The 13,859-nt window shown below is 38.2% G+C and carries 14 protein-coding genes; 11 read left to right on the top strand and 3 right to left on the bottom strand.

The annotated features are described in order from the left end of the window. Window positions 1-147: 147 nt before the first annotated feature. Window positions 148-1,758 (bottom strand): glycoside hydrolase family 10-like protein, encoded by a 1,611-nt coding sequence (locus AC3ISB_RS17050; protein ID WP_430097088.1) that lies wholly within the window; start codon window positions 1,756-1,758, stop codon window positions 148-150. Between the two features lie 329 nt (window positions 1,759-2,087). Between AC3ISB_RS17050 and murQ the strand changes: the two genes are divergently transcribed. The 10 genes from murQ to AC3ISB_RS17000 all read left to right on the top strand — a co-directional run bounded on the left by murQ (window position 2,088) and on the right by AC3ISB_RS17000 (window position 10,676). Then, on the top strand, window positions 2,088-2,972 hold the full coding sequence (murQ, locus tag AC3ISB_RS17045) for an N-acetylmuramic acid 6-phosphate etherase (protein ID WP_098370662.1): 885 nt from the start codon (window positions 2,088-2,090) through the stop codon (window positions 2,970-2,972). Window positions 2,973-3,013: 41 nt separating this feature from the next. Further along, window positions 3,014-3,319 carry a PTS sugar transporter subunit IIB gene (locus AC3ISB_RS17040; protein ID WP_061463755.1) on the top strand — a complete coding sequence of 102 codons (306 nt, stop codon included), beginning with the start codon at window positions 3,014-3,016 and terminating at the stop codon, window positions 3,317-3,319. A gap of 49 nt (window positions 3,320-3,368) precedes the next feature. Further along, the gene (locus AC3ISB_RS17035; protein ID WP_098370661.1) at window positions 3,369-4,658 is read left to right on the top strand and encodes a PTS sugar transporter subunit IIC; all 1,290 of its coding nucleotides are present in this window, start codon (window positions 3,369-3,371) and stop codon (window positions 4,656-4,658) included. 71 nt (window positions 4,659-4,729) lie between these two features. Next, window positions 4,730-5,014, top strand: a complete 285-nt coding sequence (locus AC3ISB_RS17030; RefSeq protein WP_098370660.1) for a hypothetical protein — start codon at window positions 4,730-4,732, stop codon at window positions 5,012-5,014. A gap of 42 nt (window positions 5,015-5,056) precedes the next feature. Further along, window positions 5,057-6,403, top strand: a complete 1,347-nt coding sequence (locus tag AC3ISB_RS17025) for a 6-phospho-beta-glucosidase (protein ID WP_430097089.1) — start codon at window positions 5,057-5,059, stop codon at window positions 6,401-6,403. 80 nt (window positions 6,404-6,483) lie between these two features. Then, complete coding sequence (locus AC3ISB_RS17020; protein ID WP_098370658.1) at window positions 6,484-6,813, top strand: PTS lactose/cellobiose transporter subunit IIA; 330 nt, start codon at window positions 6,484-6,486, stop codon at window positions 6,811-6,813. Window positions 6,814-6,828: 15 nt separating this feature from the next. Continuing rightward, window positions 6,829-7,914, top strand: coding sequence for a DUF871 domain-containing protein (locus AC3ISB_RS17015; protein WP_098370657.1), 1,086 nt, complete (start codon window positions 6,829-6,831; stop codon window positions 7,912-7,914). Between the two features lie 59 nt (window positions 7,915-7,973). Beyond that, on the top strand, window positions 7,974-8,870 hold the full coding sequence (locus AC3ISB_RS17010; RefSeq protein WP_489273761.1) for an N-acetylglucosamine kinase: 897 nt from the start codon (window positions 7,974-7,976) through the stop codon (window positions 8,868-8,870). A gap of 25 nt (window positions 8,871-8,895) precedes the next feature. Then, entirely contained in the window at window positions 8,896-9,762 is an 867-nt protein-coding gene (locus tag AC3ISB_RS17005) for a MurR/RpiR family transcriptional regulator (RefSeq protein ID WP_098370655.1), read from the top strand. Between the two features lie 128 nt (window positions 9,763-9,890). Further along, window positions 9,891-10,676: a GntR family transcriptional regulator gene (locus AC3ISB_RS17000; RefSeq protein WP_489273760.1), complete on the top strand. Its 786-nt coding sequence runs from the start codon at window positions 9,891-9,893 to the stop codon at window positions 10,674-10,676. A 124-nt stretch (window positions 10,677-10,800) separates the two neighbouring features. On the opposite strand, the gene AC3ISB_RS16995 is transcribed toward AC3ISB_RS17000, so the two are convergent. Both AC3ISB_RS16995 and AC3ISB_RS16990 read right to left on the bottom strand, forming a co-directional pair. Then, window positions 10,801-12,006 (bottom strand): MFS transporter, encoded by a 1,206-nt coding sequence (locus AC3ISB_RS16995; protein WP_098370653.1) that lies wholly within the window; start codon window positions 12,004-12,006, stop codon window positions 10,801-10,803. A gap of 25 nt (window positions 12,007-12,031) precedes the next feature. Beyond that, complete coding sequence (locus tag AC3ISB_RS16990; protein ID WP_098370652.1) at window positions 12,032-12,613, bottom strand: TetR/AcrR family transcriptional regulator; 582 nt, start codon at window positions 12,611-12,613, stop codon at window positions 12,032-12,034. A gap of 428 nt (window positions 12,614-13,041) precedes the next feature. Here AC3ISB_RS16990 and AC3ISB_RS16985 point away from each other — a divergent pair, with 428 nt between their 5' ends. Further along, the gene (locus AC3ISB_RS16985) at window positions 13,042-13,782 is read left to right on the top strand and encodes a VCBS repeat-containing protein (RefSeq protein WP_489276956.1); all 741 of its coding nucleotides are present in this window, start codon (window positions 13,042-13,044) and stop codon (window positions 13,780-13,782) included. Window positions 13,783-13,859 lie beyond the last annotated feature (77 nt).

The following is a 13,859-nucleotide window of genomic DNA, read 5'->3' as shown; positions in this document are numbered from 1 at the left end:
CTACTTCGATTCTTTTATAATCCTGATTTAGCATGAACAGTATATGATACTAAGATAAGACCATTTCTAATATATTGTTTAATATATACCTTACGTCCATTGTTCACTGACATGCGCCACTTGAACTGTAAAGCTATTTCTTGAAGATTATTTTACTTTTATATTAATCTGTTTAGTTTGTTTACTTTCATTGTGGGTTCGGTCTAAGGCAGTCACAACATATGTGTAAGTCTTTCCTTTTTCTACACTGCCGTCAATAAACAATTGACGTTTATTTTCTTTATGCACTGTGGCAAGTAAGTTCGTTGAGTCTTCTATGTTTCCTTTTTTCTTCCCATCAAAACGATAAATAGCATAATAGGATGCATCTGATTGCTTGTGATCGTGAATTTCAAATTGTATTCCATCTCCTGCTTGTGTTGCCTTGCTCACCTTTGGAGCCTTTGGGGCATGATCATCAATCCAAGGCATGGCAGGAACCAATGCGGGATGCTTATAAATATCCTCGCTTAAGCGATCCGCTATCCCAAGGGGGTTTTTCCGTAAATCTTTGGCACTGAAATGCATGCTTCCATCAAATTCCTTATATGTTCGATTCAGTTTTAACTGGTTTGGCATTTCTTCAGGATTGAACCAGTTTTGGACACCATTGGACTCTGTATTAATTTTATAGTCTCCTTGTCCAATATAGAGTTGAACATTTTTACCTTCGACTTCTTTTGTCCACCAATCAAGAAGTTTGGCATAGTCAGCTACTGGCAATCCTATATTCCAATATAATTGAGGGGCAATATAATCAATGTATCCATTATTGATCCACGTTCTGGTATCCGCATATAAATCATCGTAATTCGTTTGTCCAGCGGCAGTGTCAGATCCTGTGGGATCAACTGCTTTGTTGCGCCAAACTCCAAATGGGCTTATACCAAACTTCACATATGATTTTTCTGCCTTGATTTCTTCATTTATATTCTTAACAAGGTTATTTACATTATCCCTTCGCCAATCTTCCACATTTGTAAATCTATCTGCTCCATATTTTTGATAGGAAATTTCATCTGGGAAAGGTACTCCTGCAATTTTGTAAGGATAGAAATAATCGTCCATATGGACTGCATCAATATCATAATTCTTAACAACTTCCATTATTCCATCGATCACAAACCGTTGTACGCCAGGAATGCCTGGGTCAAAGTACAACTGTTGTCCATATGGTATGACCCAATCAGGGTGCTTTCTAGCAGGATGAGATTCTGGAAGATTATCAATATCCGATAATTCAGCTGTCTTACCTAAAGGCATAGTAATGCGATATGGATTAAACCATGCATGAAATTCCATATTACGATCATGTGCTGCCTCTACCATGAATGCAAGAGGGTCATACCCAGGGTCTTTTCCTTGGACTCCTGTTAAATATTTTGACCAAAGACCGTATTCAGAAGGGTAAAAAGCATCTGCAGTTGGTTTAATTTGCATAACTACAGCATTCATCCCCATTGCTTTTTGTTCATCCAAATATTTTATGAATTCTTCTTTCTGTGCTGATATGGATAAACCTGGTTTGGACGGCCAGTCAATATTTAATACAGTTGCAATCCAAGTTGCGCGCAGTTCCTGTTTTACATAAGTAGTTTGCTGAGGGATAGTCCCCGTTTCTGCATGTGCAATCAAATCGGATGGAAGGAGAAGTGATCCTCCCACCAAAGCGGCTAGCGCCAGTGAACCAAATCTTGTCTTTGTAATTCTTTCATTCATCAATAGTACAACCTCATTTCATTATAATATTTATATTTAATTATTTGTAAGCGTTAACAAATAATGAATATATGAATTTGTTACATATGAATAGTGAGATAAGATTTAAACAATAAAAAGAATCGGAGGTTTGGTTCATAAAATGGCTAGTCAATCATTTCTAATTTTTAGTAGAAAGATAACAATCATTTAGCTATCTACCGTTTATTTTAAAATTAATTTTTAAAAATGTATACACAATATTGAAATTAATTTTTAATAATGATATATTCTCTATAGCTAAAAAAGTTTCACCACTTTCACCACTGAAATAAAAAAGGATGATATGTATGCTAGAGCATTTAACGACAGAGCGTCGTAATGAAAAGACCATGAGTTTGGATGAAATGGGAACACTTGAATTTTTAGAGGTAATGAACGAAGAAGACATTAAAGTTGCCCATTGTGTAAAAAAAGAACTTCCGCAAATTTCTAAAGCCGTGGAGATGATCGTCGAAGCCATGAAAAAAAACGGCAGATTAATTTACATGGGTGCAGGAACAAGCGGGCGCATCGGGTTATTGGATGCAGTAGAATGTCCCCCGACATTCAATACCGATCCTAGTGAAGTAGTGGGTCTTATAGCCGGTGGGGAAAAGGCTTTCATTAAGGCAGTTGAAGGTGCTGAAGACAGTTTTGAATTAGGTCCTGAAGATTTGAAGAAAATCGAATTAACAAACAGGGACGTGGTAGTGGGCATTGCAGCTAGTGGACGCACTCCATATGTTATTGCTGGATTGGAATATGCCAATCAAGTTGGTGCAGGAACTGTGTCGATAAGCTGTAACAAAGGTTCTGAGATAGGTAAGATTGCAAAAGTTGCGATTGAAGTTGTAAACGGGCCTGAAGTCCTGACGGGTTCTACCCGTTTAAAAGCTGGAACATCGCAAAAGTTAGTATGCAACATGCTTTCCACCGCCTCAATGGTTGGAGTTGGTAAAGTTTATGGTAATTTAATGGTAGATTTACAGTTAACTAATGAAAAGCTAGTTGAACGCGCAAAACGTATTATCATGGATGCTACTGACTGTAGCTATGAAATTGCAGATGAATTTTTAAAAAAGGCAAATGCCCAGCCTAAAATTGCAATTGTCATGATTTTAACGAATGTTTCATATGAAGAAGCCTCAAATCGTTTAGTGAAAGCACAAGGATTCATAAGAAAAACGATTTAACGCTTTTTATAAAAAAAATAAAAAAATTGGAGGAACAAAGAATGAAGGTATTATTCGTATGCTCAGGTGGAATGTCTAGTGCAATCGTTGTAAGCGCTTTAAAAAAGGAAGGGGAAAAACAGGGTGTAACCATAGAAGTATTGGCAGTCGGCACTCAAGAATTTGATGCAGAAGTACGAAATGGCTGGGATGTTGCGATGGTAGCTCCGCAAGTCAAACATCGTTTCGATGGCTTTAAGGCATCGGCAGATGAAGCGGGCGTCCCATGTGAAGCCATTCCAGCCCAAGCTTACAGCCCTCTTGGCGGACCTAAACTATTAAAACTGGTAACGGAACTAGCAAAATAATAAACTAATTACTATTTCTTTTCACTAAACGTAAAAGGGGAAAACACGAATGGACAAGTTTGTAGCTTTTTTAGAAAATAATCTTTCAACACCTATGGCTAAATTGTCTGAGCAAAAACATTTACGCGCGATTCGGGATGGTGTGGTTTCTGCGTTACCTTTCATCATCTTTGGCAGTTTATTCTTGATCATTGCATTTCCGCCCGTTGCAGCAGATACTGCATTAGGTGAATGGTCTGCAAAACATATAGCTGAAATTTTAATTCCATATCGATTAACGATGTTTATCATGACGCTATATATTACTTTTGGTATAGGCTACAGTTTATCTCAAAGCTATAAACTTGATCCGCTATCTGGAGGTTTACTATCATTAGCAGCCTTCCTGTTCACAATTGGTGTAAAGATGATGGATGATGTGGGGTTTGTTTTGCCAATGACAAATCTCGGAGGCCATGGTCTTTTTGTAGGAATGATTGTATCCATTTTTGCTGTCGAAATTTTACGTCTTTGTAAGACAAAAAATATCACAATCAAAATGCCTGATTCTGTTCCAACTTCAGTGGCCCGTTCATTTGAAGCATTAATACCAGTTTCAATTGTACTGCTTGTTATGACTTTAATTACTGTCGTTTTTGCTGTTGATTTACATTCACTTGTCGATAAAGCGGTTGCACCACTCATCAGTGCAGGCGATACATTGCCAGGTGTATTAATTCCAGTATTTTTGATTACATTCTTTTGGTCATTTGGTATTCATGGCGTATCAGTCGTAGGTGCCGTAGCTCGCCCGGTATGGGAAGTATACTTGGGGAATAACTCTGCAGCGGTTGCAGCTGGAAAGGCAATTCCCCACATCGCTCCTGAAACATTCTTCCAATGGTTTATTTGGATTGGTGGGTCTGGTGCAACATTGGGTTTAGTAATAGCCATGCTCTTAACGGCAAAGTCTACCTATAGTAAAGCAATGGGGAAAGCAACAATTGTGCCAAGCATTTTTAACATCAATGAACCTGTCATCTTTGGGATGCCAATTGTACTAAACCCGGTACTGATTATTCCATTTATCATTACACCGCTAATTGGTGCAACACTTGCATATATAGCAACGTCCATCGGACTGGTGAACCCGACATATGTAATGGTTCCCTGGACATTGCCCGCTCCAATAGGTGCCTACCTTTCAACAGGCGGTGATTGGAGAGCCATTGTTCTAGTGATGGTGAATTTAACTATTTCCGTTATTATTTATCTGCCATTCTTTAAGATGTACGATAAAAAGCTTTTAGCGCAGGAAAACATGGTGGAAACAACGGATAATAAAAATATCGCTTTATAAGGAATACCTAAAAGGGAGTTTGGGACTAAATGCTCCAAACTCCTTTTATGAATTGAGAGGGGGGAAAGGACATGAATTCAACTTCTAGAATCCACTTTTTTAGTTACAAAAGTGCCTTTCTATTTTTTAGCTTCATTCTTGTTTTTAATTTTATCTTTAACAGATTCATGGATGCCTTTGAGATAAATAAACAATTATCACTATACTTGGGAAATACCTTTGCCATAAGCGCAGGATTGACGATGGTTGTTTGTTTTGTTGAAGGTAAGTTTAAAAACAAGAAACAAGCATCACTATTATTCTTGTCTTTATTAGCGGTAAGCGCACTGGTTTGTTATGCAATCATCTATAAATAAATATGAAGAATTCAGATTAGCTTACTATGAGGTGTTAGGGGAATGGAAATGAAAAACGGGTTGAAGATTGCCACAATTGGTGGAGGCTCCAGTTATACACCAGAATTAATAGAAGGTTTTATTAAACGATATGATGAGTTGCCTATTAGAGAACTGTGGTTAGTGGATATTGAGGCAGGAAAAGAAAAACTGGAGATTGTAGGAACATTAGCAAAGCGTATGGTTGAAAAAGCAGGACTTCCAATGGAAATACATTTAACGTTAGACCGCCGACAAGCCTTGCAAAATGCTGATTTTGTCACAACGCAAATGAGAGTGGGTTTACTTGATGCACGAATCAAGGACGAGCGGATCCCATTGGAATTAGGCTTAATTGGTCAAGAAACAAATGGTGCAGGAGGATTGTCCAAAGCATTACGAACTATCCCCATACTTCTGGAAATTGCAGAAGAAATGCAGGAGCTCTGCCCTGATGCATGGTTAATTAATTTCACAAATCCTGCTGGGATGGTAACGGAAGCCCTTCTCCGCTACAGTAAGCATAAAAAAGTCATTGGGGTATGCAATGTTCCATTTAATATGCATATGTCTATTTCTAACATGCTTGGTGTTGATATGAAGAGAGTGCACATAGATTTCGCCGGGTTAAACCATATGGTTTTCGGGATGCATGTGTTCGTTGATGATCAAGAAGTCACAGATAAAGTGCTTGAAATGCTTGGCAATCCTGAAATTCAATTGACGATGAAGAATATTGCCCCATTGGCTTGGAACAGAAGATTTTTGAAATCTTTAGGAGTGGTGCCTTGCCCGTACCATCGTTATTATTACAAAACAAAAACGATTTTAGAAGAAGAGTTGGAAGCATTCAAATCTGGGGAAACTCGAGCAGAAGTTGTGAAAAAATTAGAAGAAGGTTTGTTTGACCTATACAAGGATGAAACCCTTGACATCAAGCCTCCACAATTAGAGCAACGCGGTGGAGCTTACTATAGCGATGCAGCGTGTAACGTCATTTCTTCCATTTATAATGATAAAAAAGACATTCAAGTGCTAAATGTACAAAACAAAGGATCGATTACTGATATAGATTATGATTCAGCAGTCGAAGTAAGCTGTATCGTCACCAAAAATGGACCAATTCCTTTGTCTATGGGTAAGTTACCCATACAAGTGCTTGGCTTAATTCAACAAATCAAATCATTTGAAAGAATTGGTGCTGAGGCAGCCGTTACAGGTTCTTATGATAAAGCGTTATTAGCTTTAACGATTAACCCGCTTATTCCAAGTGATGACTTGGCGGAAATTGTTTTACAAAAACTTTTAAAAGCGCATCAAGAATACTTACCACGATTCTTCAGTGAAAATGCTGTACCAAACATCAAGTGAATGGTGTTTTAAACAGTAAATATGGATTACAGGAATCCAATGAACCTTCAAAATCTAACATAAAATAGGAGTTTAATGATATGTCAACTGAAATGAACAATAACGAAATGGAGATTTTTGAAATAATATCACATAGTGGAAATGCGAGAAGTTTAGCATTCGACGCACTGAAAGAAGCGGAAGAATTCAATTTTGAAAAGGCAGAGGATCTAATTAAACAAGGTCAGGAAGAATTGAACTTGGCCCATAAAACACAAACCAAACTGATTCAAGCAGAATTGAATGGAGTTCCAAGTGAGAAAACTCTATTAATGATTCATGCTCAGGATCACTTGATGACGGCAATGAGTGAACAAAAGCTAATTGAACATATGATTCGCATTGTAAAAAAGCTAGCTCCACAACAGTAAAGAGGTGATTAAATAATGGGTAAACTCGGTATTTCTATCTATCCAGAGCATTCAACCGTTGAAAAAGACATGGAATACATTGCACTTGCACACAAATATGGATTCAAAAAGATCTTTACTTGCTTGCTATCAGTCGAAGGTGACAAAGAGAAGATTTTAAAAGAATTTAAAGAAACAATTCGTTATGCCAATCAATTGAATATGGAAGTGATGGTCGATATTGCTCCCCGAGTATTCGGTTCGCTAGGCATTTCTTATAATGACTTATCGTTTTTTGCAGAATTAGGTGCGTATGGGATCAGGCTGGACATGGGCTTTACAGGTAACGAAGAGTCGATTATGACACATAATCCATATGGTCTCAAAATTGAAATAAATATGAGCAATGCAACAAAATATTTAGAAAATATTATCGATTACAAACCAATTAAAGAGAATTTAGTCGGATCGCATAACTTCTATCCTCATCGCTATGCAGGATTGAGCTATCCTCATTTTATAAAATGCTGTGAGTCATTCAAAAAGCATAATATCCGCACGGCAGCTTTCATAAGCTCGCATGCAGCAACGTACGGACCTTGGCCAATAATGGAAGGTTTATGTACATTAGAAATGCACCGGGAATTGCCCATTACAACACAAGCAAAACACTTGTATGCGACAGGGTTGATTGATGATGTAATTATTGCAAATGCCTACGCATCCGAAGATGAATTGAAGCAGCTAAGCCTGTTAAATAGCGCTCTGTTAACATTTAATGTTAACCTTCACGAAACCATAACAGCTTTAGAGAAAAAAATAGTATTGGAAGAATTCCATTTTTACCGTGGAGATGTTTCCGATTATCTTATTCGCTCGACTCAATCACGCGTGAAATATAAGGGCAAAGAATTTAAACCAACATATACGCCTGACATTAGACGCGGTGATATTTTAATTGAAAATGAGCTCTATGGACAATATAAAGGGGAATTGCAGATTGCATTGAAGGAAATGAATAATTCGGGGAAAACAAATGTAGTTGGCCGAATAGCGGAAGAGGAAATTTTTCTCCTCGATTATTTGGAACCATGGGGTAAATTCCAATTCAATGTTAATTGAGAATCTACAGGGAAGGAAAGGTGATATTCCTTCCCTTTTTTACTGAATAGGAGAATGATATGAATTATATTATCGGTGTTGACGGCGGTGGCACCAAAACTGAAGCAGTGGCCTATGATTTAGAGGGAAATAAAATAAGTGAAGGCAAAGCGGGGTATGGTAACCTGCTAATAAATGAAAAACAAGCCATCGCTAACATTATACAGGCAATTGAACAATGCATAACGCCTATTGATAAGGGAAGCTGCGGTTACATTTGCTTAGGTTTAGCCGGGTATGGAGGAGTTGAAAATCCGCAGGGTATAAAAAGTGCATTAAGCAGGGCATTTAATGCCCCGTTCACGATCGTAAATGATGGAATTATCGCTCATGCTGCTTTACTAAAAGGAAATGATGGCATTTTGACCATATCCGGAACTGGATCTGTAAGTATCGGCATTCATAAAGGTATCGAGAAATCGGCTGGTGGCTGGGGACACATTCTTGGGGATGAAGGAAGTGGCTATTGGATTGCCATGCAGGCTTTTATAAAAATGACGAAAGAAGAGGATGAGGGATATGAATATAGCCATTTAACCGAGACAATACTTAAAAAACTTGGGCTTCATAGTGTAATGGAACTGAAGAAATTCATTTATTCCGCCACGAAATCCGAGATTGCCGCGTTTGTTCCCCTAATTGTCCAACATGCGGAGAAGGGCGATGGTTTCTCGCAAAATGTGCTGAATCAGGCCGGGTACCACCTTTCAAAACAAACGCTTGAGGTTATCAAGAAGTTAAAGTTAAGTAAGAATGTTACAATTGCAATAAAAGGTAGCATATTGACAAATATACGATTGGTGCAAAACTCTTTCATCAATCATATTAAACTTGAAAAACCAAATGTGAAATTTGTTTTGGATGACGTATCAGCTACCTTGGGTTGTTACTACATAGCAATGAAGCAGTTAAAGTAAGTAAAGATCAAGGAGAGTAAACCATATGCACGTTGAAAATATTTTATTGAGAATTGAAAGCTTATTGAACCAGTTGCCTAATTCAGAAAGGAAAATTGCCCAATATATCTTAGAAAATCCACAAGATATTATTAGAATGACGATACATGAATTAGCTGAACATGCCAATGCCAGCAGTTCTGCAGTAACGAGATTCTGTCATTCTATAAAAGTTAACAGTTTTTCAGAACTGAAGGTATCCCTATCATCACTGATTTCCCAACCGGAGAAAAAAGGTTTCCATGACATAGAGCCTAATGAAACAATAGCGTCCATTAAAAATAAAATAGTGTCCAACTCTGTCCAAGCTATACAAGAAACGGCACATTATTTGGATGAGACCGTACTTGACAAAATCATTGAAACCATGAGGAGTGCAGATGTGATTTATGTCTATGGATTAGGGGCGTCATGGCTTGTTGCTGAAGATATTACACAGAAGTGGTTACGGTTAGGAAAGATTGTAAGTGCTAATCAAGACCCGCATATTACGGCCACTGCACTCGCTGCATCATCAAAGAATACCGTTTTTTTCTGTATTTCCAATAGTGGCGAAACTGAAGAAGTTCTGGAACTCGTTGATATTGCTAAAGCATATGGAATTAAAACAATTGGTTTATCACGATTGGGGAACAATGGGCTAACTAAAAAAGTTGATATGTCCCTAAATCATGTACGTGCACCGGAGGCAAAATTCCGAAGTGCTGCAACAAGTTCGCTTTTTGCACAATTTCTAACGGTCAGCATTATTTTCTATGCGTACGTTTCAAAATTCTATGATGAAAATAAAAATGAAATTGAACGTTCAAGGGAATCGGTATTGAAATTCACAAAAAGGAATTTGGATACTTAAATGTGAGTCTTATACTTATCGTGTTTATTAGCATGGATAGGGTCAACGAACGGAATTTTAGCTTGAGATGTTTCCGAACAGGATGCCTTGTAAAATTTACATCACGATGAAAGGAAGATGTACGCTAAATGATCCAAAAGAATTCTCCGAGTCCCATTTATCATCAACTTGAAGAGGAGATTAAAGGAGCGATTCAAAGTCTTGAATTGGTGCCAGGAGAGATGATTCCTTCAGAAAAAGAATACACTGAAAAATATGGAATAAGCAGGATGACGGTGAGACAGGCCATTTCTAACCTCGTAAATGGCGGTTATTTATACAGGAAGCGGGGAAAAGGAACATTCGTTGCTCAACAAAAATTAGAGCAACCCTTGCAAGGATTAACAAACTTTTCAGAGGATATGATTTCAAGAGGACTTAAACCAAGTACAGGAGTCATCAGTTTTACAGAGGTCAATGCTGATCATGAACTTGCTGCAAAGCTTGAGGTTGAAGAAGGAACTTCTATTTTCGAACTGGAACGTGTGAGGCTTGCTGATCAGTTGCCGATGGCATATGAAAGGCTATACATCTCAAAAGATCTTGCCCCGGATCTAACGGAAGAAATAGCCGTGAGTTCCATTCATGATGTTGAAAAAAACTTTGGCTTACAAATCGAGCATGGCAGACAGGTAATTGAAGCCGCCATTGCTCAAAAAAAAGAGGCGGAAATGCTCGAGGTAGCCGAAGGCTCCCCTTTATTGCTGATAGAACGAAGATTTATCCTAGATACCAATCGACCCCTTGGGGTTGTCAGATCTGTCTACCGTGCAGATCGATATAAATGCAGGATTAATTTGGAGCGTATATCATCAGCAATGAAAAACAGAATCCCACTCTTAAATAATAATAGCAAAAATAACTTATCTGGATAAGTTAAAACCCCATGCCAATATGGACAAGGGGTTTTTTAGTAGAATATCACTTTTCAAGTTTGAGAGTTTTCTAGCTCGAAAAGGAAGGGTACTTTGAAAAATTAAGGAATTACAATGCGGGACATTAATATTTCGCTAAGCTTTCTGTCAATCGGTTTTCTTTCCAAATGACTGTAATGCCCAGGCCAATGACGATAATGACAGCAGCAAAAAGATAAGGGTAGTGGATGTTTACGTCAAACAGCAATCCTCCAATAGATGGCCCGGCGATATTCCCTAAGCTCGTATAGGTGGAGTTCATTCCAGCAACGAATCCTTGTTCTTTCCCGGCAGCTTTTGATAAAAATGTCGTCAATGCCGGACGAAGCAGGTCAAATGCAAGGAAGATGAAGCAAGTTACCACTAGAACTGCCAAAAAGCTAGAAATCATAGTGGACGCTACCGCAAAAATGGCACCGACGATTAAACATAATTGGATAAGCTTCTTTTCGCCGAGAATATCCACCAGTTTTCCAAACATAAATACTTGCACAACAACTCCGAAAATAGAGCTTATTGTAATGATAATTGCAATATCCTTCGGTGTGAAGCCGAATTTATGATCAGAAAATAGGCTAAACACAGTTTCATAGGCTGATAAACCAAAAGCGAGTACAAATACGATGATGAACGCAATAAAGTAAAGCGGATTAAGTGATCTTTTTAAATCGCCTATAAAGTTTGTTTGCTTTGTACTGGCAGAAACTTTTGCAAGCTGTTCCTTTGTAAGCGGCTCTTTTAAAATGAATATTGATGAAAGGCAAGCTACAAAAGCAATGGCCGCCGCAAGGAAGAAGGGCAATCGTATACCATATTCTGCAATAAAGCCACCGATACCGGGACCTATTATAAAACCTAAGCTAATGGCAGCTGAAATATAGCCCATTGCTTTTGGTCTTTCCTGGACGGATGTAATATCTGCAACATATGCAGTAACACCTGGCATGATAAAGGCGGCACTGATTCCCCCTAGGATCCTTGATAAATAAAACACCGATACGTTTGTCCCTACACCGAAGATAAGTTCTGAAACTCCAAAAAGGAATAAGCCGATGATGATGATTTTCTTTCTGCCGTAACGGTCAACCCAACGACCTGCGAATGGTGACATAACAAGCTGTGATACCGCAAATACGGCAACCAGATAGCCCATCGTACTTCCTGATAAATGCATGATATTCATAAATGACGGCATAACGGGGATGATGAGTCCAATTCCCAGAAAAGCAATGAATATATTGCTTAGAAGAATAATCAATACCGCCTTTTGTTCTTTAATTGGTTTATTCATGTGTTAACACCACTTTCTTTGTGAATCATTCTTGTGAAATACCTCTCCAAAACACTTTCCAAGAGGCTGCCAATTTATCCTTCAGCCGTTTCTCATCATTGCCGTACACAAGCTCAAGCAAAATGGAATCCACTACTCCCAAGAAAGCATAGGTCGGAGTTATGGCTGCATCTTCGACAATTAATTTGGCATTGATCCAATCCTGGAATTTACATTCCAGAATTGCCTGCACCTTTTCCTCGATATCTATGACCTCCTGCCCGATCTCTTTTTCAAGATGCGCTGGCGGAAAAAAGGACATACGCAGCCAAAACTTTATATGCTCATTTTTTTGGAAAAGATCGATGACCAATTGCAGGAATCCATATAAATCTTTTTCAGGATTTTTTGAATCGACTTTACTGAAATATTGGAGTTTCGAAGATAGCTCCGTCTCTTTCGCATCACGTAAAACTTGCAGAAAAAGATCATCCTTGCCTTTAAAATGGGCGTAAATGGATTGCTTTTTCATGCCCACTTCTTCAGCTATTAGAGAAAGGGACGCTCCTTCATAACCATGAATCGTGAAAAATTTTAGAGCGGCTTCCTTAATTTCATTACTTTTCAATAATATCACCTCATAATTTAACGAACGTTCGTCAGTTATAATAGCAAATTAAATAAATATATGCAAGCAAAAAAAGTTCATAAAGAGGTATTAGGCAACAGAAATCATTCATAATAAGGGCGCTATATTTGAAAAGGACATTATTGTTGTTTCCAGCAATAGATATGTACTCAAGATTATTCACTAAATTCCCGCATATAATTCATATGGATAATAAAGAGACAGGGGGGATTAAGGTGGATACGTATGACATCAGAAAAGTGATCCATTACTATTACACAAAAATACAAGAAACGAATGACCCCTATTATTGGTACTGTTTGGCTGAGACTCAAAGTATGGCCGGTTTAACAAGTGAAGCGATGCAAACGATTGATAACGCCTTGTCGCTTCCAAATCCTTATCCTTCAAAGCAGGAACTGCTAGATATGCAATTGAGCTTTCAATCTGCTCTTTCAAGGGAAATGAACTTGTACAGAACAGCCACAGTGACCTCAAAGCAAGGCGATATTGATGGGGACGGGACAAAGGACAATGTTTTTCTTACCGCAAACAAAACCCCTGATAGCCCCTTATGGAGGAATGTAACTTTGGTTATCCAAAATGGGAGGACTAATCAATATGAACAAGTTCCCATGAAAAATAACGCAGGATATAATCCGACCCTTTTTCTGGGTGATTTTACAGGTAACAAAGGGGATGACATTTTAGTGGTCATTGATACAGGAGGAAGCGGTGGTTCCATTTATGCGTATGTTTTTTCATATCTTAACGGTCAACTGATGACCATTTTTAATTCAGACGCATTCAATGAAACCTATAAATACGATGTTAATTATGAAAACCAATACAAAGCAAAGGTGAATAGTTATTACCTAAAAGAAAGGTACATTCTTGACCTTACTTATAAGGATAAGGAATATTTATCTGAAATTTATGACAAGGATGGTGTATTGAAGGCGCCGATAGAAGGATGGGTCAATCCTTTATCTGGTTTATATCCGGTTGATTACAATAGGGATGGCATATATGAGCTCGAAGCGTATCAGAGGATCGCAGGGAGATATAATGCCGACTCACTGGGATTTGTACAGACTGTATTGAAATGGAACGGGCTAGCGTTTGCTCCTGACAGGCAGAATGTGGCTATTTTTGGAGGGGAAATATAGCACATTGGAATAGAAAGTTCATTAACAAGGTAAGGGCGTAATCTTCGCCCAAAAGAAACCGGTAAATATTCTTGGCA

It is taken from the genome of Peribacillus sp. GL_122 (genome assembly GCF_057835005.1).
The sequence above is the reverse complement of the archived record's forward strand: the minus strand, read 5'-3'. Positions and strand labels throughout refer to the sequence as shown.